Origin of the sequence: Bacillus sp. NPDC094077, from assembly GCF_050279465.1 — a bacterium.
Lineage (GTDB): Bacteria > Bacillota > Bacilli > Bacillales > Bacillaceae_G > Bacillus_A.
Genome location: NZ_JBNNUF010000002.1, coordinates 325,149 through 350,513, shown reverse-complemented (window position 1 = coordinate 350,513; position 25,365 = coordinate 325,149). Strand labels below are relative to the sequence as shown.

The window sequence follows — 25,365 nt, the reverse complement described above, 5'->3', positions numbered from 1 at the left end:
ACATTATTTATACCCAAATAAGCTATTACGCAAAACAAATAGCAATACCGTTGTATGGAATTGGGCAGACTAATCCTATTTTTTATAAATTGAAATTTATTTAATTTCAACATTTAAAAATAAGATTAGTTAATCATCGTCCACCCATCATTCCTTTCCGTCGTTAGTAACCATATTGTACCATAATAGTACTGTATGAGTAAATGCAATTATATGTGCTTTTAAAAAGATTGCTTTCTTTTAGATTTATTTATCATTTCTACACTTCATATCAATCAAGCACAAACACCATTTGTTGTACTACTGGCTTTAGATTTCCCTATAAGTAAACTTCTAAGCACTCCCTCTTATATAATTTTTATATAAATTTATCATTAATCATATATTATACATATTACATTTCAGTTCTTATAATAAAGATATCATTTTTAAGGGGGGATTCTACAATGGAATTTAGCAAACTAGGAAACAGTGGATTAACAGTAAGTAAGATTGCATACGGGAACTGGATAAACCATGGTGGAAAAGTAAATGAAGATACTGCAAATGATTGTGTGAAAGCTGCACTAGATGTCGGAATCACAACTTTCGATACTGCAGATGTTTATTCGGACACTATAGCCGAGGAAGTACTTGGCCGATCTTTGAAAGGTATACGCCGAGAAAGTATAGAACTATGTACAAAAGTATGCCATCCAACCGGACCCGGAAAAAATGATCGAGGTTTATCGCGAAAACATATTTTAGAAAATTGTAATGCATCGCTACAACGGTTACAGACAGACTACATTGATGTCTATTATGCACATAGATTTGATACAACAACTCCCCTTGAGGAAACGATGTTAGCTTTTGCTGATCTTGTAAGACAAGGTAAAGTCCTTTATATAGGCGTAAGTGAGTGGACATCAGAACAAATTACCCGCGGTGCAGTACTTGCAAGAGAATTGAATATTCCACTTATCGCTAGCCAACCTCAATACTCGATGTTGTGGCGAGTTATTGAAACTGATGTAATACCGACATGTCAACGTGAGGGACTTAGTCAAATCGTATGGTCCCCCCTTGCACAAGGTATTCTCACAGGAAAATATCAACCTGGCAAACCATTACCGACTCAATCACGCGCTAACTCAGATGCTGGTAAACCATTTTTCCACAAACTCGTGCAACGTTGGATGAGTGATGATGTACTCACTGCTATCCAGAAACTCAATCCCATCGCGCAAGAAAATAATCTTACCCTACCTCAACTCGCAGTTGCATGGGTACTACAAAATCCAGCCGTTTCCTCCGCGATTATCGGTGCTTCAAATCCGGAGCAAATAAGAGAAAATGCAGTAGCTGCTGGTGTTAAATTGCAACCTGAAATTATGGATCAGATTGATAGTGTACTAAAAGGTTTCATTGAGTACGATCCGAGCAAAACAGGTTGAAACATCAGTAATATCCTTAATGAAAAACATAAAAATAACTTTGTAGTCCTAATTTAATATAAAAGTTTCCCTTTCAAAATTCCCACTGCCCATCCCATCAAGATGGGCCTTTTCTCTTTAAATTCAAATTATGAAGTCGTATAAACCTCTCTAACAACTGTTAAGAAGTGCTCTAACACTACAGACTTTTCATCTTGTCTCCATCCAGCATATAAATTTATTTTCGGTGTATTTTCTTGAATCTCTTTATATATGACTCCCGATTTTTTATAACTTTCCACTGATGATGGAACGACAGAAATCCCCATTCCTGCTGCAACTAAATTCACAATCGTTTGCATTTGAATCGCTTCTTGAACAATATTTAAACTTACTCCATGTTCCCAAAAGTAACTAATAATTAAATCATAAAAATTTGTACCAAAATGACGCGGAAATAAAATGAATGGTTCATCAATTAATGATTTGATTGAAATGTTAGGTAACGAAGTTAAAGGGTGATCTTCATGCAAAACCAATTTTAAACATTCCTCAGAACAAATTTCGGAAGATAATATTTCATTATTCTGCTTAGAACGAATAAATCCAATATGAATTTGTTTTTCATAGAGCGCTTTTATTTGTTGATCTGTTGTCATCTCACGTAATATGAGCTGTATTTTCGGAAAACGTTCTCGAAATTTTTTTAATACATCTATAACGGTTTCTGTAGAATCGACAAACCCAATTATTAAATGTCCTATCTTCCCTTCATCCGCAAGTTGTGTTTCTTTAATGGTTCTATCTACTTGAAGCAGCGTTTGCCGAGCACCTTCTAAAAATATTTTCCCCGCATCGGTAAGTTCAACCATTCTTTTTGTTCGATGAAAAAGTTGAACTCCTAATTCTTCTTCTAATTTACGAATTTCTTGGCTTAAAGGCGGTTGTGCCATCCTAAGTCGTTCTGCTGCACGACTAAAGTTTAATTCTTCTGCCACCGTAATGAAATATCTCATTTTCCGAATATCTATTTCAATACACCCCTTTCAATAATTAATAAAAAAGGATTCTCTTTTATTACTAAAAAGCATTGATGTATCCAGTGTTACGTTTATCTTTAACAAGATTGTTTTGCTTCTCTTATGTAAATAACCTTTCATTCTGAAATTTTATCAAGGGTACAAAACAAGGCTAAAAAACTTATCTCAAAAGTCCTTTAGCCTGAATCATTTTTACACATTATAAAATTTAATTCGAACAACGGTACCTTTACCAACTTCTGAATGGATCTCTACACTATGTCCTAATTGTTTTGTAATTTCATATACAAGATGTAGTCCCATTCCAGTTGATTCTTTAAAATCTCTACCATTTTCCCCTGTAAAGAAAGGTTTAAACACCCTTGGTAAATCTTGCTTCGGTATCCCGACGCCACTATCGGTAATTTCAAGCACAACTGTATTCCCTTCCTTACATGCTTTCACTTTAATCTTTTCTCTACTACCTGATGAATATTTAATTGCATTCGATATTATTTGTCCAATTAAAAATTGTAACCATTTCGCATCACTTTCTACAACAATATCCTTATCGATTTCAAGCTCTGGATATACAAAATTCCGGATAAAGAAGCGTTTATGTTCATGCACGGTATCATTCACTATTTTATGTAGTTGTACTCTTTCCACATAAAAATCTTGTGTAAATGCTTCTAAACGCGCGACATACAAAGCCATCTCTAACCCTCTTTTTAACCTATCTGTTTCCTCATTTATACTTTCAAAACGCGAATCCACTTCATCCTGTGTAATTAATTCTATTATAGATAAAGGTGTTTTCATTTGATGAATCCACTGATTCATAAAGGTTAAATGATCATTATTTTTTCTCTCTTGTAATTGTAGCTGATTTTGATAATGGCGATATTGTACCTCAAGCAATTCTTGTAGAGCAGTAGATAAAACTGCGAAGTCAGAATTTTGAACAGATTCATCTAAAGATTGCATTGGATTTGCTAGACGCTCATAAAAAGAACGATGTGTAAAATAACGAAATAATAAATAACTTAACATAAAAAAAGCACCTAAAAACATTGCATATAATGCCGTTGTAATATGTTTATAACCATCAAACCAATATACAAGGAATATAGCTAGTAATTGAATCACGGTAAAACAAATAAGTGGTATATGTTCACGTATAAACAGCCTTATCATTTTTCCATACCATTATCCCAAGTAATATGCAATCTATATCCAACACTTCTAATCGTTTCAATTGCCCCTTCAATATGTAACGTTTTTAATTTTTTACGCACACGTGTTGTATTTACACTTAATGTATTATCATCAACATAAGATTCGCTATCCCATAATTTATTAAGTAACACTTCTCTACTCACAACGCGCGGATAATTTTTCATTAACATCTCTAATAAAATGGCTTCATTTCTCGTTATATCAATCTCTTGATTCCGTAGCTTTAATACAAGTCTTTCGGGGTATAAACAAAGACCTTGTTGCTCAACCATTCGTTCCTCTAATTTCGGTGCATAATCTCCATAAGCACGTCTTAAATGACTACGAATTTTCGCCATTACAACTTCATAGTGAAAAGGCTTCGGGATATAATCATCGCCACCATTTTCTAGCGCCATAACTTGATCCATCGTACCTTCACGGGCTGAAATAAATAAAATCGGACATGTAGAAACCGAACGAATTTGACGACACCAATAGTACCCATCAAAACTTGGCAAATTAATATCTAATAAAACTAATTCTGGTTGTTCTTCTAAAAAAACATCTAATACATTTTGAAAATCCGATACAATAATTCCGTGGTAACCGTATTTCGCAACATATGTTGATAATAGTTCCGCAATTTTCATATCATCTTCTACAATCATAATTTTAACCATTATTAACTCCTTTTCGATCCACGATCTCATATACAATTATACAAAATAAATACTACCTCTTTTCATTGAATCCGTAAATTAAAAAGGGATGCTTTTATATAAAAGTATCCTTCTTCTTTTTTTCTTATTTAATATGAAATTCATTCAAATTAAGTCCCAGTTTCTTCACATAATCCATCCCTAGTTCCATCCGCGCCGTTTGCAGCGGATCCACAACTTGACAAACTTTTAAATTACCTGCTACTGATAATAAAAGAGTTGCATCAGCTTTAGGCATTTCTAATTCTTCATGTGAAAATGTCACCATATTATGTACAGCACAATTCGCTGCATCATCTAACAATTGCACTGAAGCAATCGTCATTATTTTTTCTTTTTGATATGGTTTTTATGAATTCGACACATAATACCTCTCCCTTTTCATATTAATCTACTATTACTAATTAGCTTTTTTCATACAAGCTCCTCTTAAAATTTAGTGATATTTGCATGTAAAAAAGCACGTAGCTTATTTTAAAACATACACTCTTTACTATAACAGGTAAAGAAAGGTGGTATCATCATGCCCCTTATTCCATACAACGAAAGTGACGTTGATTTACTAGCACGTTTAATTCGTGCTGAAGCTGAAGGCGAAGGGCGACAAGGTGAACAACTTGTTGGCTGCGTTGTCGTAAATCGTGTATTTTGCGATTGCCTAGATTTTAAACAACTCCGCACAGTTCGCGATGCTGTATATCAAAGCCCCGGTGGATTTGAAGCGGTACAATACGGATATTTTTATCAACGCGCTCGTGAATCAGAAAAAGAAATTGCAAGAAAGGTTTTACAAGGTGAATGGCGCTGGCCAGCACGATGGGCTCTTTGGTATTTCCGTCCAGTTGGAGCTTGCCCGCCTGAATGGTATAATCAGCCGTTTGCAGGGCAATTTAAAAGCCATTGTTTTTATGAACCAAGTGGCGATGAATGTCCGAAAATGTATTCGCGATAGAAAAAATGAAACAACGCAAGTAATTATTCTTTTGCATACTTGCGTTGCTTTTAACTGTATTTTAGAAATCTAATAATTTGACAACTTTCTCGGCGCCTACCACATGTATTAATAACGGTATACGTGGACCACTTGATTGATTCATAATGAGCTTATATATAATAGTAAACAATTGTTTTTGATTTTCTTTCATAATTTTTTTATTTTCATGATGACAAATCGGATACAATTTTTCCATTAGGTTAGAATGATCGCTATAAGAACGAAGTGTTTCACAAACTTCTTCTACCCATTTTTTCTGTCTATCTTCTAATGTGTTATAAAACTCCATATTTTTCTCTTGATTTAGCGTAATCAATTTTTTAGATTGAAAGTTTCTCATCCAATACTCTGCACGATTACTTATCGCTATCATTTCTGGTAATGCATAGCTCCTATCTATTTTCTCTAATATATTTTGTAAAATAGCTGAATCAAAATTTAATAACGGTAAAGTTCCTGCTACTTGATTAAACTTTGGATATTCTTTAAATCGATTATCTACTCTAGAAAGTTTAATTGCATCAAATAAATCTTTATTTTTCAGCGGTTTATTTTCATAACTGTCCTTCAATCGTTCATACTCTGTATAATTTCGAATCACATCTTCATCAAGTCCGATATGAAAAGCTGCGCCCGGCTTATATTTTGCAAACATAAAAAGAATCACTTCTGGTAAATACACTTTTAATAATTCGCTAGGTGTAATACTATTCCCTGAAGAACTGGACATTTTTTCATGATGCCCTTTAATTCCAATGAAATCATAAGCAACGTAATGAGGAGCTTCACGATTGAATATTTTCCTTGCAATTTCTTTTGATACATTATAACTACCTGTTTCCGATGAATGATCTCTTCCACCTGGTTCGAAAATAACATCCTCACTCATCCATCTCATCGGCCAATCTATTTTCCAATTCAGTTTCATTTTGTTTGTATTTAAAACCGATAATTCATTTTGATTTCCACATTCACAGTCATACTGAACTGTTTTTAATACTTCATCAAAATGTGTAATAGTTGTTGCATCTTTCCCGCATCTCTCGCAATATACCGTAACTGGATAAAAGTTTTCTCTGTCTCCTTCGCAGTGAACTCCTGTTTTAAAACCCATTAAAATATCATATATTTCTTTTCTTTTATACAAAGCTTCTAATATGTTTCGATTGTACCTTCCACTTCTATACTCAGCATGTTGATAAATGAATTCTACTTGAATTCCAAATGCTTGGAGCGATTTCTCAAACTCTTTTTCAAAATGCTCTGCATACGAGTTATGACAACCATACGGATCTGGAATATCGCAGTATGGCATACCAATATATCTTGCAAAAGAGGGATCAATATTTTTGGGAACTTTTCTAAACCTGTCATAATCATCCCATGAAAATATAAAACAAGTCTTTTTCCCTAAATCTTGAAGCGCCCTTACAACAAAATAAGTCGTTACGATTTCACGGAAGTTCCCAATATGAACAGAACCAGATGGACTAATTCCAGATGCGCAAACGAAAGTTTCTTTGTTAGGATTTTTTTTAATTAATTCATGTGCTACTTCATACGCCCAATGCATATGTTCCTCACCTCAATTGTATTTTTGTTTTTACATTTTCAGTTTTATGCAATAAAAAAACTCCCACCCCCAAGATTATTCATCTTGAGGACGAGAGTTATTAGCTTCGCGGTACCACCTCAGTTTGTTAATACGTCACCATATTAACCTCTTCAGGTACGGCAAAATATGCTTATACCCTATCTCTATAACGGGAGAACCCGTCGCACCATCCCTAAATAAATTAGTTCCTTGCGCAGCTCCAAGTCTTTTTTCATTAAGATGTATACCGCTCTTTCTCAGCTACCAGAGCTCTCTGTATGTATTCTTTCTTAACTACTCTTCTCTTCAATGCCATTTTAAATATTAGTTTTTATATATGATAATTTATAATGTGTGTATTGTCAATTTTTTCCGAATATAAATGGTATATAACTATCTAAAAAAATGTTTTATCGCTTCTAATTGAATTTTGTGACTACACTTATCACAACAATATGTCCCTTTCGGTTTCTCTTTAAATCGCTTATATTTTTCACTACCTTCGTAAACACGAAATACATTCTTACATGAGAAGCAAATAATTTCATAAAACATCATATGTATTTTCCTCCCCTTAGTTATACGCAATTTTTGAATTACTTGAGAAGGCCTCTTTTCTACATCATAAATCTTAATATTCTTTCAACTAAAGGTTTACGTCTATTTTTATTGAACTATATAGATATCTAAAAAAATCGAGGTGAACTCCTTGTTTAGAAATATAGAATTGATTTTAGATACTAAGGCTAGTTTAGCTGAAGGACCATGTTGGAATGATACGAAACAACTTTTATACTGGGTTGATATTATCGAGAAAAAATTATGCATTTATAATCCTGCTAATAATACGAACCGGGTGATTGCTCTGAATCAGCAAGTCGGTTGTGTTGTCCCATATTTAGATGATGAAGTACTTTTAGCTATGGAAAGAGGATTTTACTCTCTTAATCTAAATACAGAAAAACTCACACATATTTATGATCCCGAACCACATTTATTAGAAAATCGTTTTAATGACGGAAAATGCGATCCAGCTGGCCGTTTTTGGGCGGGCACTACAGACTTATACGGCATTCATGCGGCTGGTTCCTTGTATTGCTTACATAATAATTTTACCGTAGATAAAAAAGTTGTTCGTGTTAATACATCAAACGGCATCGCTTGGTCTCCTGATCATACATTTCTTTATTTTATTGATACGCCTACTAAGAAAGTTGTTCGTTTTGATTATGACATACATACTGGAGAAATTCGTAATCCAAGTGATGTTATCATTTTCCCCGAAAATGACGGTCTTCCTGATGGTATGACAATTGATGAAGAAGGCTGTTTGTGGATTGCGCATTGGGGAGGTTCAAAGGTTACTAGGTGGAACCCTATGACTGGAAAACAAGTTTTAAGTATTCCTATCCCTGCGTTATATGTAACATCGTGCATATTTGGAGGAACCGATTTAACTGATTTATATGTTACAACTGCCAGAACGAGAATGACGGATGAGAAATTAAAACAGTACCCGCATGCTGGTGGTATTTTTCGAATTCAAACGAATGTGAAAGGCTGTCCGACATACTCATTTCGCTATGAAAATATTGGAGCTGAAACACTATGATCAGAATCGATTACATTAGACAAGAAGAGAAAAAATATCATGACCTATGCTACGAACAGTATAAGCTTTTTGAAGCTGGATCTTGGCTTTATAAACCAGTTAAAACAGTTATGGACTTGATGGATTATTTTGAAGGACAGAACAACTTGCAAGTACTTGACCTTGGCTCAGGAGTCGGTAGAAATAGTATTCCAATCGCTCAAAAAATCATGAATTCCGGCGGTACCGTTACTTGTGTAGATCTACTTAATTCAGCTTTAACGAAATTACAAATTTACAGCCGAGAACATGGTGTATTTGAAGAAATAAAAGCGGAACAATCAGCAATTGAAGACTATTATATCGCTCCTATCACTTATGACTACATCGTTGCAGTATCAAGTTTAGAACACGTCAAATCTGAAGAAGATTTTAAGAAAGTACTTCATTCTATGAAAAATGGGACAAAGAGTGGTGGTATCAACTGTTTAATAGTCAACTCTAACATTCAAGAAATCGACTTGGAAACAAATCAAGAATTAGATGCTTTAGTTGAAATGAATCTTTCTACTGAAGAAATGATATTTTTACTAAAAAACGTTTATGCTGAATGGAAAGAAGTAAAAATTGACATTAAAAATCTATCGTATGATATTGTTCGTAACGGAAAACTCATTAAATTAATAACGAATGCGATTACATTTGTCGTTCAAAAAATGTAGTATATACGAGTGGGGACAATCTTTATTTTATACTATCACCACTCGTATATTTATGTAATAGTTCATTCCATTTCAGGTTTCGTATATACTTTATCTCCTATTTTGAAACCATCCACCTCTTCTCCAACTTGTTCAATTACTCCAGCTACATCTAACCCTAATATAATCGGAAATGAAAATTGTAACTTTTCTTGTAAGTCTCCCTTTCTTATTTTCCAATCAACAGGATTCACAGGTGTTGCATGTATGCGTATTAATACCTCATTATATGTAACAACCGGTTTTTGAACTTGTCTTTCTTGTAATTCTTCAACACTACCATATTGATCAATAACCATTGCTTTCATTTCCTCTCCTCCTTGCTGTTTATTTAAATAACTTACAATTATTTTTCAAAATATTTCGTTTCAAATGACAATAAATATGTTTGGAGGTGTTATTTATGCTATCCTTCTAATAAAGCATCAAAATGCAAAAAAACTTTACTTTAATCCAATCTAATTTACGCCTACGAAACACTCAACATTATATTTTCTTTATTTTATTAATGAATTTCAAAAAGAATGGAGAGAAAACGATGAGTGAGAAATTTTTCAAAATCAATGGTATTGATATATGTACAGAAAGCTTCGGTAACCCTAGTAATCCAGCAATTTTATTAATTATGGGAGCTACGTGTTCCATGATTTATTGGGATGAAGAATTTTGTGAGAGATTGGCTAGTACGGGGAGATTTGTAATCCGCTATGATAACCGCGATGTTGGCCGCTCCGTTACATATGAACCTGGAACTTCCAATTATACAGTAACAGATATGGCTGAAGATGCAATTGGGGTACTAGATGCGTATCATATTGATAAAGCACATCTATTTGGTATGTCATTAGGTGGTATGATTTCTCAAATTGCCGCGGTAAACCATCCTGAAAGAATTTTAACGTTAACTTTACTGGCAACAAGTGTAATTGGATCTGATAACAACACTCGCGATTTGCCTCCGATGGATGAAAGAATTTTGATACATCATGCCAATGGTACAAATTTAGATTGGACAAATCAAAACGCTGTGGCAGAGTATTTAGTCTCGGGCTCTCGTCTTTTATGCGGATCAAAACGGACATTTGATGTAAACAGAGTTTATACCCAAGTAAAACAAGAAATAGAAAGAGCTAACAATCTATTAAGTATGTTTAATCACGCTTTACTTCAAGGTGATGATGTTTATGAAGGCGTACTTCAATCTGTAAAAATACCTACTTTAGTAATACATGGTACCGACGACACAGCACTTCCATTTGAACATGGACTCGCACTAATTGACGAAATTCCAAACGCAACACTATTAACTCTTGAAGGGGCAGGACATGAAAATCATCCTGATGACTGGGAAGAAATTATTAAAGCAGTTTCAGAACATACATCCAAAGTGTAAATAAAATCAACTGTTATAAGGGAAACAAATTGTATTGTGCCTCATTTTATTTATTGAAATTGCGACACACACTAATAAAAGCCCATCACTGTCTCCGTACGTATAGTGATGGGCGCTTTATTTATTTTTCTATGTTTAAAAAAACGGACAATCTAGTTGATCAACAGATTCCCACGATTTTTTTTTTACATTTTCGGTGGATTTATTCGCTTCTAGTGGGACATGTTTAAATGGATTCACTTCAACTTTTAGTATAGATGACGGTTCTACGTATAAAGAAAAAACATGACTACTTGGCAAGGCTTTCGATACATCAATATCTCCTACTTGTTTAAACAATTGCTGTGCTGCAAAGAAAAAGAAATTAGTTGGATTAGATTGTTTATTAAGCCATGCAATCATTTCAGGTGATACCGATTTATGAATATTTATTTTTATTCGATCACCACGTTTATATCGCCTAGATCGCATACTTCCACCAACTAACTTATCGTTAAGTTTGTAAATCCTAACTCTTTTTGCTTATGCTCTCTATACTTTGGCGAACAAGTATAGACTAACAAGCCTCTTGCATTTGTAAATAATGGATTATCTACAAAAATCACATTTTTTAGGCGTCCTTTTTGTTTTAAAATCATTTTCAAGCTATTTTTAATGATAACTGCACCCCCACCATAAATAAATACGTATGGATCATCTTTCATATCGTCAATTTTATTTATAATGTCTGTTGCGACGCGCGCAGCTAAACCTAAAAGTGCTGGTTGTGATTCTTCAACTAACAGCACATTTCTTGGGTGCTTTTCATTTAAATAAATTTGATTAAACTCTGTAATACTATCAATCGTTTTCGTAGGGTATTTCCTATTCCATCTCGTAATAATTTGTAGCAACGTTTCTTTAACACCGTAAGATAGCCCTTTACTTAGTTGAGGGCGGAAATTTACTCCTAACGAAACGACTTCTTCTGTTGTACCCGCGCCAATATCAAAAGACAATAAAGTTTTATCTACAAAATCAATTTCAGAAACTTGATTTTGTTCACATTCTATTTTATGTTTCACAACATTTCCTTCTTCATCATATACAATGCCCCACGTTCCGGAAGCACCTTCAGGAAGGCATTTACAAAACTCTATTGAAACATTAATTGTCACATCGCGTCCGTTCGGGTAATGGAAAACGACTTTATGATTGCCCATATAACGTTTCGCATTTTCCGCAGCAATTTCTTGTGTAATAAGTTGCATTGGAAGTGCGACAGATAGATCATATCGAATATTAATATGGCTAGAAGTTGGACTTTGGCGCATAGCACTTATTGCTAAACCTGAAAGGATTGTAATGACCATCAGTTCATCAGTAGATTTATTTGATTTCTTCTCCACTTCCGTACCTTTTAATTGATCTTGAATCACTTTTTCTCCAACGATGTATCGTACGTTATTTAACATTAGTGAAGGAGAACTGATGGTCACATCAATATGATTCTCTAATTCTGATAATGAAACAGCTCCCTCATCTAACAGTCCTGTAGGCTCTCCTATATATAAAGAATAAATACTCGGAATAAAAATAGGGTCCTGCCCTTTCACCATTAACTTCAAACCATTATTTCCTGCATCTGCACCAGCTTTTAAAAGTATAGACATAACTACCCCCTAAATTAATCTGACATCCCTTCCAAATATATGCGAGCCCATTCTTTTACATTCAAATGTAATGTAATTTTTTATTTATCGCAAAAACAAAATATTATATAACCACATATTTTGTGTAAAAAGTATTTGACATGATAGTTTTCCAATTTTATACTGTGATTGTAAAGACTTTTTTACAACATGGGGGGAGTTGTTCTAATATGAATCATAAAAAATTCATTTTAATAACAATCGTTTTATCATTACTTGGGGTGCTTATACACGGAGCTTATAAATACATCGCTGAAGGTGAGATTTTAGGTGGAACAATTTTCACAAGCGCTTTAATACTTAGCTACCTCATCAATCATATTACATGGGGAGATCTCCACGGTGTGTCAGAAGAAAGCCAAGATGAAATGGGACAGCAAATTACATATAAAAGCTTTAAAATTGCTTATTTTGTACTTGTAGTTGTAATGTTCCTTATATTATTCTTCTCGGAAGGATTTTCTATGGGCTCCAATTTAGATGGTGTTAAAAACCTACCTCTGTTTATCGCACTTTGTTCTTCATTTTTTATTTATCCTATCGTTGAACTTATTGTCGCAAAACAATATAAATAAAAAGAAGAGGCTTTCTACATTTAGAAAGCCTCTTCTTTTTATTTTTAAATCCCTTCTGCTAACACTTTTATCTTATTCACAGTCCTCCAATTCCTGACCGTAGCTGGTGTATGTAACTTCTGAAACTGGTTCATTAATTTAGAATTTCGAATGCTATTTTTGAAAAATAAATACACAACTTTCTCATCTATATAGCAATCTTCAAGTTCACTTTTGTACATAAGTAACTGCTTACTCTCATCTTCAGAAAGTGGATTAGCTAAAAAGGCAACGTGTATACTTTCTCCTTCTAACAAAGCATCAGCCTTATAAGGAGAATGTTTTATAGTATTTATAAATTCTTCATTTGTTCTTAGCATGACTGGAACATCGAAATCAAATTCGTTTTTAATTTCAGATTCAATTTTTCCCTTTAGAAAGTTTATATCTTCCTCAGATTCGAACACGATATTACCGCTTTGAATATATGTTTTCACTTGTTTTAATCCTATTGATTCAAACACTCGTTTCAAATTAGCCATTTTGATTACTTTATGTCCACCTACATTGATTCCCCTAAGTAACGCAATATAAATTGTCATATAATTACCCCTCACATATTCATTGGCCTTTCAACTATATATGTTGACACCTTTATCTTTTTTGGATACTTGCTTTCGTTTTTACTAACATATCATACAATAAAAAAAACTTACTACATGAATGTTCAAGAGTAAGCTTTTTATCTCGTTATTTCATTATAGATAGGTGCATTATTATTTGTTGACCAATTGGTCCCATTCTTCTAAAGCCTTTATCTTGGAAGCCGACTTTTTTATATAAATTTTGTGCAGGAATATTCTTTTCATTCACAGCAAGTACAACTTCATTTTTCATTGGAAAATAGCGTTTTACAAACTCTTGTAATAATGCCAATGATTTTTTAGCATATCCTCTCCTCTGTTTATCGTGATTTATAGAAAATGATGTTAAAAGTAAGGCATCTTCATTTTCTGTGAACTCTTGTACTCTATCACCTGTTTGTAATGTAAAAAGACCAACAGGTACCCCGTTATAATCTAAAATAACGATTACATTTTTTGTGCGATCACTTTTTGCTTTTTCAAGTAATTCGCCTGGATCTGATGTGAATTGAACTTGTTCACTTGGTAAAGTAAATGATTGTATAATTTCTTTATACTTCTCCCTATAAGGAACTAATTGTATTTCCCCAGTATGTATGTTCATGCTAACTTCTCCCATTTTTATTTATTTAAATTAAACCTTGCTGAACTTTAGAATGCACTTTCCCATCTAAAAATGTAATTTCAACAAATGAATTTGGATCGCTTCCCTTCCAAGCAAAAATTTGTTTAATTTGTGTAGAATATTCTACCCCTTCTTCTATGAGTAAATTCCCTTCAAAACCGATTAAATCTTTCACTTCTGTATAAGTCATTCCTTCATTTATTTTTGAGAAATGATTTATATTAATCGATTCTTTCTTCTGACTTTCCATCACAGTAGAAGAAGTCGCTGTTTGTTTTTTCACTTCTTTCTTCTGTTCACACGCTGTCATACTGAAACTTAGGCATAAACTACATAATATAAATGCGCTTTTTTTCATCATAACAGTTGTCCCTCCCATTATAATTAAACCATATATTCCCTTGTTAATAAACTGAATATTTAATATTATATTAAAAAAGCCTCGTACAATTTAGTACGAGGCTAACTTTATTTCTTCAAATGATTATTTGACTGGTCATCCTGCTCTTTTCTTAGTTCTTTTTCTTCATCTTTTGGCAATTGTTTATCATTATCTTTAATTGGATTCGTTTCTCTATTTTCAATCATGTCATTTGGAACTTGTGGCATTACTCGTCCAACAATTGCTGCTAATTCATCTAGTATACCTTCACCTGTTTTCCCTTTTTTAATCTGCTTTCCGATTTGTTTGAGACGTTCGTACGTATCAACATCTGCTACAACTACTGCGTTTGCACCATCAGGATCATTTTTTAGACTTTCTGCAACAGAGTATTTAATGGACTCTACACGCGTTCGGTCAAGCTTTGCTTTTACATCAATTCCTACAACAGCATACTTCCCAATTACTACCGCTGTCGCATCGTTCACTCCAGGCACACCTGCTGCTAAAGATGCTAAATGATCCGCAGCTTTTTCATTTGGCTTATTTGATTTATTCGTATAATTAACATTTTTCATTGAAACATTTTTTTGTTCTGGCTTTTCATTTGGATTGTCTTTTTTTCCAATACTGCATCCTGTTATAACGAAGCAAAGCATCAACATATATATTAGGATTTTCATCATTTTCACCACTTTACTATTTAGGTTTAATCATAAATTTTTTCAACAGCTTGCATTTTTTTCACTTTTTCCTCTGCCCCACTATTTGCATTGATGAAAATTTGGTACGTATCTTTTCCTAAAGTGCCAACAAATTCATAGCAAAGTACTTCGTTATGCAAGTCATTTACGACTACAGCTTTGTGCTCCTCCATTACTTTTACATCAGGATTTATTTTTTTTCTTGCCTCTGAAGCAGTTAGCTTTGCAGATGGAATTGTTCGTTTTTGATGTGATGCTAAATATTCTTTCGCAGAAAAACCAACGATTGATCCGTCATCTAAAGCGATTTTCATTTGGATTGCTTCTGGGTAAATACGTACGCCATTCTCATTTACTACATACGTAAATACACCGATATTGTCATACTGAGAACTATCATAAAGCTCCATATTATTAAACTTATGATCCTTTAAAAAGGTCAATCCTTTACTTCCTGCATCATTCAAACTAATTTTTTGCTCTTTAATTTCTCGATTATTCATTACCCAAATTGGATATCCGCCTTTTCCGGTAATATCCATGTGAAACTCATTATTCGTTGCTGGATCTATAATTTTCACACTATAGAAAGATTCTTTTGCACCTTTTCCACTCTTCTCAACATCTACTTTTTCATTTCCTTTTAAATTCAAAAATGATTTTGCAATTTTCGCAGCTTCATCTTTAGAAATTGCTTTTCCTTCTGCCTCAAATCCGCCTTTTTTATTCTTTTGTGCACTTGTAAAGGTCGGTCCAAAGTTTGTAGATGAATAGGATGTTACATTCTTTTCGACTGTTTTTAATCCGTCAATAATTGTGTTATCTGCTGGATCGCGATTTGAAGCAAGGGCCAGTTCTACATCCATCCAGCGCAAATTATTTTTCAATACTAAATGTTGTACTTTTCTTAGTTCATCTTGAATATTACCAGCGTTTGAATATAAAGTTTGCAAAGTTTTATATTCTTGATCATTTAACGGTTCTTTTTCTAAATCACGAATGGCTGCACGGTAACTAAAATCACCGATATTTGCTAAAAATTCTTCTGTTTTATTAAATGGCATTAATGTTAATGGTAATTGTCCTACATTCGAGCGCGCTTCTGATGTTAAACGCCATACATCCGCTAATGCCGGTGATAAAGATGAGCGTGAATTCATCGCAAGCGTTGTGCCAATTTTATCGTGTAATAAATCAACCTCGTATGCTAAATCATGGAATGCACGTTGATAACTATTTTCCGCTCGAATTAAAACCGCATTTTTCTCTTGGTGCTCTTTATAGCCCCAATAACCTGTTCCAACTACACCTACTGTTAATAATACAATGATAATACCTCGTAACACGTTTCCACCTCCGCTCTATTTACAGAAAATATGTTTACCAATTTTTTTAATTTGTGGACGAGACCAAATCCATTTACTTGTCGCCGTATCCGGATTGAAATAATATAAAGCATTCCCTGTTGGATCCCATCCATTTATCGCATCTAATACAGCTTTTTTCGCCGTTTCATTTGGCGTTAAATATATTTGTCCATCCGCTACCGCTGTAAAAGCTCTTGGCTCAAAGATTACACCTGATACAGTATTTGGGAATGATGCGCTTGTAACACGGTTTAAAATAACTGCAGCGACAGCAACTTGTCCTAAGTACGGTTCACCACGTGACTCTCCATAGACTGCGTTTGCCATTAGCTGAATGTCATTTTGAGAATAGCCGTTTGGAACATTTGTCCCTTTATTTTGAGATGGTTTATTTTCTTGTGCATTGCCACCACTATTCCCTTTATTCGTTGTAGTTCCTTTATTAGCAGTTGACTTATCATACTTTGTTGCCTTAACAAGCATCTGCTTCGTTTTAGCACCCGCTAAACCATCAACAGGCAATCCGAATTTCTCTTGAAAATTCCGAAGTGCCCAGTATGTACCCCATCCGAAAACACCATCTACTTTTCCTGTATAAAATCCGTTATATTTCAGACGAGATTGAAGTTCAATAACATCTTCACCAGATGCCCCCCTTTGAATGACTTGATTAGAAAAGGCTTCAACATTTTTTAGTTGTATACTACTGACCATCAAAGATAGTCCTATGAATACTAGCAAAATTGCTATTTTTAAAACAGCTTTTTGACGCATAGATTTCCCTCCTTATTTACAGAAATGAATTCATGGTTATGTTTTGTAAAACCATCGCTTTTATGTAAAGAAGACAAAAAAATCCAAACTAATATAGCTAAAAGAATATGTAAACAATATATAAAAAGGATAAAAGGAGTTTATTATGGAGCAATTCTTAAAGCGTATCGCACTCGTCACTTTTTTATTAACAACATGTTCAACTATATATACTGAACCATCAATTATTCATGCACAGCCGCCTTATGCCAAATGGGGTAAGCTTGCTATAGAAAAAACGAAAGAACAATACCCAAAGGCAGAGATTATTGATTATCTTCATATAGGTAGAAAACCAAAAACAGTTAAAGTAACAGTTGAAAAATTTAAATTGTGGTTACGTGAAGATGGAAAAGAATATGGTGTTTTTGTTGATGTAGAATTTGAAACGAAGACGGAGAAATTTATAAAAATGTCATTTCAGAAAACAAATCTTTAAAACAAAACCCCCACTGTTTAAAATGTATACAGTGGGGGTTCTTTATTCTTATTTATTTGCTAAATTTATTTCCTGAAATTTCTATTTCCTAACATTTTAACTAATATACATAAAGCACCAATTACAATTGCTATCCCAACACTATAGAAAAAGACTCTTTCATATCCGCCTATTCTCGAATCTAAAAATGGATAAGGATACCAATTCACAATTGGACCACGTATTACGCTATAAACTACGTAGAACAACGGGAATAATAGCCAACTCGCAGCGTATTTCCATGTAATTTTCTTAGTAGGTGGATTTAAAACCCAATCTAAAAGCATTGCAATTGGCATGATATAATGTAGCACAGTATTTACCCACGGTATTGCCGTTTGAAGTGATTCTTCTAATCCTCTCAATAATAAAAAATAAATGAGTCCTGTTGTAAGTATGTATACGGTCGCTGCACCACGAAGTATACCAAACTGTTCTGAGCGACCAAATGGAGCTGTTCCAATGCTACTTAAAAGGAGAATGAATGCAACTAATATGTTACTTTCGATAGTAAAGAAACTAAAAAAATTAATTGGATTGAATGGTATCACTTGTGCCCTTATTATAAATTGCGTAATAAGGGCACTAAATGCTAGCAGACTTAAACATAGCCTAAAAAAGGATATCATTTTTACATTCCCCATACAGTCCCTCCTCTCCTTATATATAATTGGAATTCTCCTGTACATGCTCAATAAATAATTTTAATGGAACGAGTCCACGTTTTGGCATATGACTACTCATAACAGCGACAAGTTCTAACTGCGGAATGATAACAATATATTGTCCTCCATATCCCATAGCAAAATACATACAATACGGTATGTGAAATCTTTTGTTATTTAATACCCACCAGTGATATCCATACGCACCGACATGTTCATATGTTTCAAATAGAGCCTTACTTGACTCTTCTAACCATTTCGCTGATACAATTTCAATTTCAATCCCATTCCAATATCCATTCTGCAAACATAATTTTCCTAACTTTAATAAATCTATAGATTTCATTTTCATACCGAAGCCGCCGACATATATACCTTGTGGATCTTGTTGCCACTCATATTCGGTAATCTCTAATGGCTCAAATAAATACCTTTTCGCAAACTGCTCTGTCGACATTCCAGTTGCTTCTTGAATAATATAGCTAAGTAAATGAGAAGAACCTGAGTTATAATTCATTTTTGTAGCGGGTTCTTCAATTATTGGTTTTTCTAATATGTACTGCACCCAGTTTTCTGATTCTACGAAATCATTTGGGAAAACAACCCCATTCCCAAACTCCTTCCAATCTTCTCCTGTTGTCATCGTCAATAAATGATAAAGCGTCAAATTACTCTTTTCCTCAGGTACGTTTTGAATCCACTCTGTAATTGGTTTATGTATGCTATTTATATATCCTTTATCAATTGCAATACCTATTAATATTGATACAATACTTTTTGTAATCGAATTTATTTTATATAAGTTACTTTCACACTCTAACGTTTTATAATACTCAGTTGTTAATTCCCCTTTTTGATAAACAAGAAATGTGTTCACTTTTTTCTTTTCAAATTTATTTTCTAGTTGCTTAAAATCCAAAAACCTTACCTCCATTAAAATAGTTACTTAATTTATTATATCTTGTTCCTTTTATTAAAACATAACTGTGTTCAAATAAAAAAATAAGCCTATCAGCCATAATTAGCTGACAAGCTTATTCCTATAATTTCGTACGAACATTCCAAAGCTCAGGGAAGAACCGTTGATCAAGTACTCGTTTTAAATAAGATACACCTGAAGAGCCGCCTGTTCCCATTTTATGTCCAATAATTCGTTCTACCGTTTTCATATGACGGAAACGCCATTGTTGTAGCCAGTCTTCAATATCAATTAATTTTTCAGCAAGCTGATATAAATCCCAATATTTCTTCACGTCTGCATACACTTCTATCCAAGCTGCTTCTACAGTTGCATCCTCCTCATAAGGCTGCGTAATATCCCGATTTAACACATCTTTATGAATTGGAAAGCCTTCTTTTACAAGTGCTTGAATTGCCACATCATATAGACTTGGTGCATGTAGAGCTTTATGAAGACGTGCGTGTAATTCTGGATCCTTTTCATAAATTTTTAATGCATGTGGTGTCTTATAGCCAAGCGCATACTCAATCATACGATATTGGTACGATTGAAAGCCTGAAGCTTGACCAAGTGAATCGCGGAATTCAATGTATTCTGATGGCGTTAATGTCGCAAGAATATCCCAAGATTGAATGATTTGCGATTGAATTTTTGATACGCGTGCTAACATTTTAAATGCTGGTGCTAATTTATCGTTTTTAATCGATTCAACTGCTGCATTTAGTTCATGTAAAATAAGCTTCATCCAAAGCTCACTCGCTTGATGTATAACGATAAATAACATTTCATCATGATGGTCTGATAATCTCTTTTGAGAAGATAGTAAACTATCTAATTGTAAATACTCCCCATACGTCATATTTTCTTTAAAATCCGTATGAATCCCTTTTTCCATAATTACCTTTTCGTTTTCTTTCATAATAGCCAAACGCCCCTTTTATATGTTTCTACTTATATTGGTCTAATAACTGCTCGAACTGGACTTCCATCTGCATCTGTTAATGCAAGTGGTAATGCGATTAATTCGTAATCACCGTCTGCTACATGATCTAGAACGACATTTTCTAAAATGTGAATTCCATGTTTAAATAATTGATGATGCGCTGCTAATTCTTTATCATCTAATGGATCAACTGATGGTACATCTACTCCGATTAAACGTATACCTTTCTCTGAAAGAAACGGTGCAATATCAGCGTGTAAATACGGGATTACATCTGGGAATTCTTCTGCTTTACCATGTGAAGATGTGCGTAACAACAATCGTTCTACACCTTCTAAATGAAAGCTTTCTAATTCCTTTTTCCCGATGCTTTCAAGATTAGAAACGTCAATAATCCGTGCTGGGCCAACATAAACTTGAATATCTAAATCTAATACTTTCTTTCCGTCATTATCAAAATGAAACGGTGCATCAATATGAGTACCTGTATGAATACTCATCGTTAACTTTCCGACATTTACTGAGCCACTCTCTTCTTTTGACCATGAAACTTCATACGAGAAGGGTGTATCTCCTGGCCACGTTGCGATATTATTGTTTAATGGTTGTGAAATATCAATCCACTGTGACTCTCTCATACTTATGCCACTACCTCTCGCTTATTTTCAAATTTTTTATATTCTTCATCTTTCATAACTCTCTTTAAAATTTGAACAGATTTCCACACTTCTTCGTATGTGTTATATAAAGCGACTGGTGCAAGTCTTACACCATTAGGCGCTCGGAAGTCAGGGATAACTCCATTCGATTTTAACGCTTTACATATGCGTGCTGCTTCCTCATGTTCTAAATAAATGTGCCCGCCTCGCTTTTCGTCCTCTAACGGATTTCCAATTGTAAATCCGAAATCTTTTAATTCACAATCTATTAAATCTAACATGTATCTCGTAATATGAAGTGATTTTTCACGTAACTTCTCAATGCCAGCTTCTTTAAAAATTTCAAGAGAACCGATTAACGGCGCAGTACTTAATACGTGAGGTGTACCGATTTGATACGCACCTGCATGATCAGCTGCAGTTAATGTATGTTCCATATCAAACTGCTTATCTTTTCTAGAACTAAACCAGCCAGACAATCCTGGAAGTCTATTAAAGTGTTTATTATTTACATATAATCCCGCAACACCACCAGGTCCTGCATTTAAATATTTATAATTGCACCATACAGCAAAATCAATATCCCACTCTTTAAAATGATGCGGAATAGATCCAATTGAATGACATAAATCAAATCCTATATGAATACCGCGTTTATGTGCTTCCGCTGTTAAACGTTTCATATCAAGAATTTGTCCACTTCTATATAAAACAGAAGGTAATAAAATTAAAGCGATATCATCAGTCATCGCATGAATAATATCACCTTCAGAAAGTGTTCTACCATCTCGGCTTTTAATTCGTACTAGATGCTCCTCTGGATCTAATCCTTTTAAACGAATTTGACTTTGAAGTGCATAAATATCTGACGGGAAAGTTAATTCATCCGCAAGAATTTTTGTACGTATTCCTTTTGGCTCATAAAACGTCGCAATTACTTGGTGTATATTCGCAGTCGTGGAACCGGTTACAATTGTTTCTTCCGGTAAAGCTCCAATAAGAGGCGCCGTCAATTCACCTAATTTCTCTGAAAGGAAAAACCACGGATGCTCACCCTCTGTCCATCCATCAATGCCGTACTCTTTCCATGAATCTAGCAAAGTAAGTAATGATTTTTCTGCTCTTTTTGAAAGTAGCCCTAATGAGTTTCCATCTAAATATATTGTTCCTTCTTTTTTATAGAATTCAGTTTGAAAATCTTTCAGTTCATCATGTTTATCACATTCAAGCGCATACTCATAAGTTGGTTGAAATGGTTCTTTATACATGGTGTCACCTTCTTTTAATTTTCTTTTTATTCTAACTAATTGAAATATATCACTGAAATTGATATAACGTCAATGATATTATGTCAGTTGACTTTATATACGAACTTCTTTTACAATACAGTTATATTTTCAGACATTTCAGTATAAAGAGGTGATTCTTTGAAAAACACTACTCTTTCAACAAGAAAACACCGCTCCTTAGAAACAAAAAAGAAACTATTACATTCCGGTTACACTATTTTTATAAATAACGGATTTCAAAAAACGACAATCACGCAAATTATTAAACATGCAGAAACTGGCTATGGAACGGCATATGTATACTTTAAAAACAAAGATGATCTCCTTATCGTTTTGATGGAAGATGTTATGAATCGTTTTTATGATATTGCTGAGCGCACTTTTTCCCCTCAAACAAAAGTAGAAGCACACGATATGATTCAAAATCAAGTTAGAGCATTCCTACAATTAGCGGAAGAAGAACGAGCTATTTTGCAAGTTGTCGAAGAAGCAATAGGATTATCAAAAGAGATACGTCAAAAATGGGATGAGATTCGCGAACGCTTTATAAAAAGTATTACGCAGGATATTGCTTACTCTCAAGAGAGTGGATTGGCACAGCCTGAATTAAATAAAGAGATTGTAGCACGCGGTTGGTTCGCGATGAATGAAATGTTTCTTTGGAAAATCGTGCAAAATAACAAAGAGGTAGAACTAGAAGAAATAGTACATACATTAACGAAAATGTATACGACGGGGTTATATAAATAGCACACTTCATATATTTAAAGTGTGCTACAGTATCGTCTATAAAAATATTTTATCTGGGTAGGGTAATGCTAAAGGTGGCTTTTTAGATAAAGGGAAATATTTTAGTTTTAAAGATTCTCCATCAACTGCTTTCAACACCCCACTGATAATTTCACACAAGAATACAACAACAATATATTCTACTTGATCTCCATTCGAATATGTATGACGGAACTCTTTCCCTCCAAATACCCCTTTTTCTTTTTTTACTTGTACTTTCAATCCTGTTTCTTCCCAGACTTCTCTAACTATTGCTTCTTCTGGGGTTTCTCCAGGTTCAATTGCTCCAGCTGGCAAACTCCAGTATTCTCCTCCAGGATATTGAAATAAAATTTCTCCTTGTTCATTTTTTATAACTGCAGCTACACTTGGCATAAAAATAAGCTCAGATCCTAATTTTTCACGGATTTTCCCATAATATAATGACATCGGCATATTATTCACTCCTCGTATATTGATCACTGTATTTTCCAATAATATTATTAATATCAACTTCTATATAGAAAGGAAAAGGAAATGTCGCAAAAAAACTAGTAAACGAGTTTCTATCATTTTTATCGATAACAAAACATAGTTGAATAACTAATCCCTTTCCTCTTACTTCACATATACATAGGCTATGTTTGCAATTAAGTAAAGCTATTTAGCACTATATAATTGAATATCTCCCCCCCATATAAATTAATTATTTCGTCTTGTATAAATCGAAGCGACATAGCTTCGATTTATATGAGTTTTTACCCAACCACATATCCTTTTGGTTCTGTTACAAACCAAGCTGTATCGCTTGGCCGCTAATAACTTTTATTTTCAATTCATGATTAATATAATTTATCAGTCCATTCCTAATTTATCATTTATACATATACTATTACACAATATATTTTTCAATAATTCAGATTAGAGGTGAATATATGTCATATAACAAATATCAAAACCAATTTAATGCTAATAAATTTGTATCTGCAGATGCATTAAATCCTAATTTAGTGGGTCCTACACTCCCCCCTCCCCCACCTTTTACACTTCCTACTGGACCTACTGGATCTACTGGGTCTACTGGGCCTACTGGACCTACTGGGCCTACTGGACCTACTGGACCTACTGGGTCTACCGGGTCTACTGGGCCTACTGGACCTACTGGATTTTCTCTTCCTGCCGGAACTGCATCTATTACCTTGGTTTCTAACGATACTACAGCATGTGTATCCACCCAAGGAAATAATACTTTATTTTTTTCGGGTCAAGTATTAGTAAACAGTATTCCTGCTGCAGGGGTAGTAGTCAGCTTTTCATTTAGTAATCCTTCTCTTGCTTTCGTGGTTCCTCTTGCTGTCATCACCAATGCTTCAGGTAACTTTACAGCTGTATTTCTAGCCGCTAATGGACCTGGAACAGTAACCGTTACTGCTTCACTTCTTGATTCCCCTGGAACAATGGCTAGCGTCAATATTACCATTGTGAATTGTCCGTAAGCGTTTTATTTTATGGCCTAAGAAAATTCCGATAAGATTTTATTTTTTGAATGAAAAGCCCCCTTTAGAGTTTCTAAAAGAGGCTTTTTTAGCCTCAAACCATATATGCCCCTCTGTACAATTCGATATGCAGGTTCTTTACTCTTAACCGTATATGAGACTTTTTATAAATGAATTAAACCTCCTTGGACAAGTATCCGTCTTGCATTAGTAAAAAAATTAATATCTTACTAATAGCCACTTGATAGAATGGGAGATGTTTTTTGTCTGAACGTTGTCAGAAGTGTGGACATAAAAACTGTAACTGTAGTTGTTATAAAAAATGTAAAACATGTGTACAGAAAGTTTTTATCGAGGGAGCACCGATTGTATTTTCAACGGCTTTCGGAAATTTTTATCAAACTAGCTTTGTCACATCGGTCAGGAACCAACCTATGCCTTGGAGTACCACTTGGCAGACAGCTGATGGAGTAAATCTTGACTCAGATGGAGTGACTATCCCCGTTAATCAAGCTGGGTCATATTATATTGAATATTATGTAAGTGTGAATTATAATCCCGATACTCTTAGCGGTGACAGGAGTTTGGGATTATTCATAAACAGGGTGGAAGTTCCTAA

The 25,365-nt window shown here is 34.1% G+C and carries 28 protein-coding genes, 3 pseudogenes and 1 other annotated feature; of the genes and pseudogenes, 9 read left to right on the top strand and 22 right to left on the bottom strand.

From position 1 onward, the window contains the following. Positions 1–446: 446 nt before the first annotated feature. Positions 447–1,436, top strand: a complete 990-nt coding sequence (locus ACQKNR_RS06615) for an aldo/keto reductase family protein (RefSeq protein WP_427316306.1) — start codon at positions 447–449, stop codon at positions 1,434–1,436. A 128-nt stretch (positions 1,437–1,564) separates the two neighbouring features. Here ACQKNR_RS06615 and ACQKNR_RS06610 read toward each other — a convergent pair whose 3' ends face one another. The 4 genes and pseudogenes from ACQKNR_RS06610 to ACQKNR_RS06595 form a co-directional block, all read right to left on the bottom strand. Next, the gene (locus ACQKNR_RS06610) at positions 1,565–2,446 is read right to left on the bottom strand and encodes a LysR substrate-binding domain-containing protein (RefSeq protein WP_427317006.1); all 882 of its coding nucleotides are present in this window, start codon (positions 2,444–2,446) and stop codon (positions 1,565–1,567) included. A gap of 201 nt (positions 2,447–2,647) precedes the next feature. Then, positions 2,648–3,631, bottom strand: a complete 984-nt coding sequence (locus tag ACQKNR_RS06605) for a sensor histidine kinase (RefSeq protein ID WP_427316305.1) — start codon at positions 3,629–3,631, stop codon at positions 2,648–2,650. Continuing rightward, a complete protein-coding gene (locus tag ACQKNR_RS06600) occupies positions 3,628–4,335 on the bottom strand; it encodes a response regulator transcription factor (RefSeq protein ID WP_427316303.1) in 708 nt (235 codons plus the stop codon). The genes ACQKNR_RS06605 and ACQKNR_RS06600 overlap by 4 nt, the downstream gene beginning before the upstream one ends. Before the next feature lie 124 nt (positions 4,336–4,459). After that, positions 4,460–4,714, bottom strand: a pseudogene (locus ACQKNR_RS06595) (acetamidase/formamidase family protein); the annotation flags it as partial. Positions 4,715–4,897: 183 nt separating this feature from the next. Here ACQKNR_RS06595 and ACQKNR_RS06590 point away from each other — a divergent pair. Further along, a complete protein-coding gene (locus tag ACQKNR_RS06590) occupies positions 4,898–5,326 on the top strand; it encodes a cell wall hydrolase (RefSeq protein WP_427316302.1) in 429 nt (142 codons plus the stop codon). A gap of 61 nt (positions 5,327–5,387) precedes the next feature. On the opposite strand, the gene lysS is transcribed toward ACQKNR_RS06590, so the two are convergent. Both lysS and ACQKNR_RS06580 read right to left on the bottom strand, forming a co-directional pair. Continuing rightward, entirely contained in the window at positions 5,388–6,941 is a 1,554-nt protein-coding gene (gene lysS / locus ACQKNR_RS06585) for a lysine--tRNA ligase (RefSeq protein ID WP_427316300.1), read from the bottom strand. 83 nt (positions 6,942–7,024) lie between these two features. Then, positions 7,025–7,281, bottom strand: a binding site (T-box leader). A gap of 74 nt (positions 7,282–7,355) precedes the next feature. After that, on the bottom strand, positions 7,356–7,526 hold the full coding sequence (locus tag ACQKNR_RS06580; RefSeq protein WP_193412657.1) for a DUF2197 domain-containing protein: 171 nt from the start codon (positions 7,524–7,526) through the stop codon (positions 7,356–7,358). Positions 7,527–7,671: 145 nt separating this feature from the next. Here ACQKNR_RS06580 and ACQKNR_RS06575 point away from each other — a divergent pair, with 145 nt between their 5' ends. Further along, positions 7,672–8,574: an SMP-30/gluconolactonase/LRE family protein gene (locus ACQKNR_RS06575; protein ID WP_427316298.1), complete on the top strand. Its 903-nt coding sequence runs from the start codon at positions 7,672–7,674 to the stop codon at positions 8,572–8,574. After that, positions 8,571–9,275 (top strand): class I SAM-dependent methyltransferase, encoded by a 705-nt coding sequence (locus ACQKNR_RS06570; RefSeq protein WP_427316296.1) that lies wholly within the window; start codon positions 8,571–8,573, stop codon positions 9,273–9,275. Before ACQKNR_RS06575 ends, ACQKNR_RS06570 begins: the two co-directional genes overlap by 4 nt. A gap of 71 nt (positions 9,276–9,346) precedes the next feature. Here the strand turns inward: ACQKNR_RS06570 and ACQKNR_RS06565 are convergent. Further along, positions 9,347–9,622, bottom strand: a pseudogene (locus ACQKNR_RS06565) (alcohol dehydrogenase catalytic domain-containing protein); the annotation flags it as partial. A gap of 230 nt (positions 9,623–9,852) precedes the next feature. Between ACQKNR_RS06565 and ACQKNR_RS06560 the strand changes: the two are divergent. Next, on the top strand, positions 9,853–10,707 hold the full coding sequence (locus ACQKNR_RS06560; protein WP_427316295.1) for an alpha/beta fold hydrolase: 855 nt from the start codon (positions 9,853–9,855) through the stop codon (positions 10,705–10,707). A gap of 135 nt (positions 10,708–10,842) precedes the next feature. On the opposite strand, the gene ACQKNR_RS06555 is transcribed toward ACQKNR_RS06560, so the two are convergent. Then, the gene (locus ACQKNR_RS06555) at positions 10,843–11,178 is read right to left on the bottom strand and encodes a hypothetical protein (RefSeq protein WP_427316293.1); all 336 of its coding nucleotides are present in this window, start codon (positions 11,176–11,178) and stop codon (positions 10,843–10,845) included. Between the two features lie 11 nt (positions 11,179–11,189). After that, positions 11,190–12,359, bottom strand: coding sequence for a ParM/StbA family protein (locus ACQKNR_RS06550; protein ID WP_427316292.1), 1,170 nt, complete (start codon positions 12,357–12,359; stop codon positions 11,190–11,192). A 209-nt stretch (positions 12,360–12,568) separates the two neighbouring features. On the opposite strand from ACQKNR_RS06550, the gene ACQKNR_RS06545 reads away from it, so the two are divergent. Continuing rightward, on the top strand, positions 12,569–12,973 hold the full coding sequence (locus ACQKNR_RS06545; protein ID WP_427316290.1) for a hypothetical protein: 405 nt from the start codon (positions 12,569–12,571) through the stop codon (positions 12,971–12,973). 44 nt (positions 12,974–13,017) lie between these two features. On the opposite strand, the gene ACQKNR_RS06540 is transcribed toward ACQKNR_RS06545, so the two are convergent. The 6 genes from ACQKNR_RS06540 to sleB all read right to left on the bottom strand — a co-directional run bounded on the left by ACQKNR_RS06540 (position 13,018) and on the right by sleB (position 17,448). Further along, entirely contained in the window at positions 13,018–13,554 is a 537-nt protein-coding gene (locus ACQKNR_RS06540) for a DUF1697 domain-containing protein (RefSeq protein ID WP_427316288.1), read from the bottom strand. Between the two features lie 148 nt (positions 13,555–13,702). Then, on the bottom strand, positions 13,703–14,200 hold the full coding sequence (locus ACQKNR_RS06535; protein WP_427316286.1) for a GNAT family N-acetyltransferase: 498 nt from the start codon (positions 14,198–14,200) through the stop codon (positions 13,703–13,705). 25 nt (positions 14,201–14,225) lie between these two features. Beyond that, positions 14,226–14,582, bottom strand: a complete 357-nt coding sequence (locus tag ACQKNR_RS06530) for a hypothetical protein (protein WP_427316284.1) — start codon at positions 14,580–14,582, stop codon at positions 14,226–14,228. Positions 14,583–14,689: 107 nt separating this feature from the next. Further along, a complete protein-coding gene (locus tag ACQKNR_RS06525) occupies positions 14,690–15,286 on the bottom strand; it encodes a YhcN/YlaJ family sporulation lipoprotein (RefSeq protein WP_427316282.1) in 597 nt (198 codons plus the stop codon). Between the two features lie 26 nt (positions 15,287–15,312). Continuing rightward, positions 15,313–16,653 (bottom strand): germination protein YpeB, encoded by a 1,341-nt coding sequence (gene ypeB, locus ACQKNR_RS06520; protein WP_427316280.1) that lies wholly within the window; start codon positions 16,651–16,653, stop codon positions 15,313–15,315. A 15-nt stretch (positions 16,654–16,668) separates the two neighbouring features. Continuing rightward, a complete protein-coding gene (gene sleB / locus ACQKNR_RS06515; protein ID WP_427316278.1) occupies positions 16,669–17,448 on the bottom strand; it encodes a spore cortex-lytic enzyme in 780 nt (259 codons plus the stop codon). 145 nt (positions 17,449–17,593) lie between these two features. Between sleB and ACQKNR_RS06510 the strand changes: the two genes are divergently transcribed. Beyond that, entirely contained in the window at positions 17,594–17,926 is a 333-nt protein-coding gene (locus ACQKNR_RS06510; RefSeq protein WP_427316276.1) for a DUF3889 domain-containing protein, read from the top strand. A gap of 65 nt (positions 17,927–17,991) precedes the next feature. Here ACQKNR_RS06510 and ACQKNR_RS06505 read toward each other — a convergent pair whose 3' ends face one another. From ACQKNR_RS06505 to kynU, 5 genes are all read right to left on the bottom strand, one after another. Continuing rightward, entirely contained in the window at positions 17,992–18,609 is a 618-nt protein-coding gene (locus ACQKNR_RS06505; RefSeq protein WP_427316274.1) for a Pr6Pr family membrane protein, read from the bottom strand. 16 nt (positions 18,610–18,625) lie between these two features. After that, complete coding sequence (locus tag ACQKNR_RS06500) at positions 18,626–19,549, bottom strand: serine hydrolase domain-containing protein (protein ID WP_427316273.1); 924 nt, start codon at positions 19,547–19,549, stop codon at positions 18,626–18,628. 121 nt (positions 19,550–19,670) lie between these two features. Then, complete coding sequence (gene kynA, locus ACQKNR_RS06495) at positions 19,671–20,510, bottom strand: tryptophan 2,3-dioxygenase (protein WP_427316271.1); 840 nt, start codon at positions 20,508–20,510, stop codon at positions 19,671–19,673. Positions 20,511–20,542: 32 nt separating this feature from the next. After that, positions 20,543–21,172, bottom strand: coding sequence for an arylformamidase (gene kynB, locus ACQKNR_RS06490; protein ID WP_427316269.1), 630 nt, complete (start codon positions 21,170–21,172; stop codon positions 20,543–20,545). Positions 21,173–21,174: 2 nt separating this feature from the next. Next, positions 21,175–22,461, bottom strand: coding sequence for a kynureninase (gene kynU / locus ACQKNR_RS06485; RefSeq protein ID WP_427316268.1), 1,287 nt, complete (start codon positions 22,459–22,461; stop codon positions 21,175–21,177). Between the two features lie 159 nt (positions 22,462–22,620). Here kynU and ACQKNR_RS06480 point away from each other — a divergent pair, with 159 nt between their 5' ends. Then, entirely contained in the window at positions 22,621–23,232 is a 612-nt protein-coding gene (locus ACQKNR_RS06480) for a TetR/AcrR family transcriptional regulator (RefSeq protein ID WP_427316267.1), read from the top strand. A 36-nt stretch (positions 23,233–23,268) separates the two neighbouring features. Here ACQKNR_RS06480 and ACQKNR_RS06475 read toward each other — a convergent pair whose 3' ends face one another. Next, positions 23,269–23,706 carry an NUDIX domain-containing protein gene (locus ACQKNR_RS06475; RefSeq protein ID WP_427316266.1) on the bottom strand — a complete coding sequence of 146 codons (438 nt, stop codon included), beginning with the start codon at positions 23,704–23,706 and terminating at the stop codon, positions 23,269–23,271. Positions 23,707–24,185: 479 nt separating this feature from the next. Here ACQKNR_RS06475 and ACQKNR_RS06470 point away from each other — a divergent pair. Further along, positions 24,186–24,275, top strand: a pseudogene (locus ACQKNR_RS06470) (exosporium leader peptide-containing protein); the annotation flags it as partial. 239 nt (positions 24,276–24,514) lie between these two features. Here the strand turns inward: ACQKNR_RS06470 and ACQKNR_RS06465 are convergent. Beyond that, on the bottom strand, positions 24,515–24,730 hold the full coding sequence (locus tag ACQKNR_RS06465; protein WP_427316264.1) for a hypothetical protein: 216 nt from the start codon (positions 24,728–24,730) through the stop codon (positions 24,515–24,517). Positions 24,731–25,365: the final 635 nt, after the last annotated feature.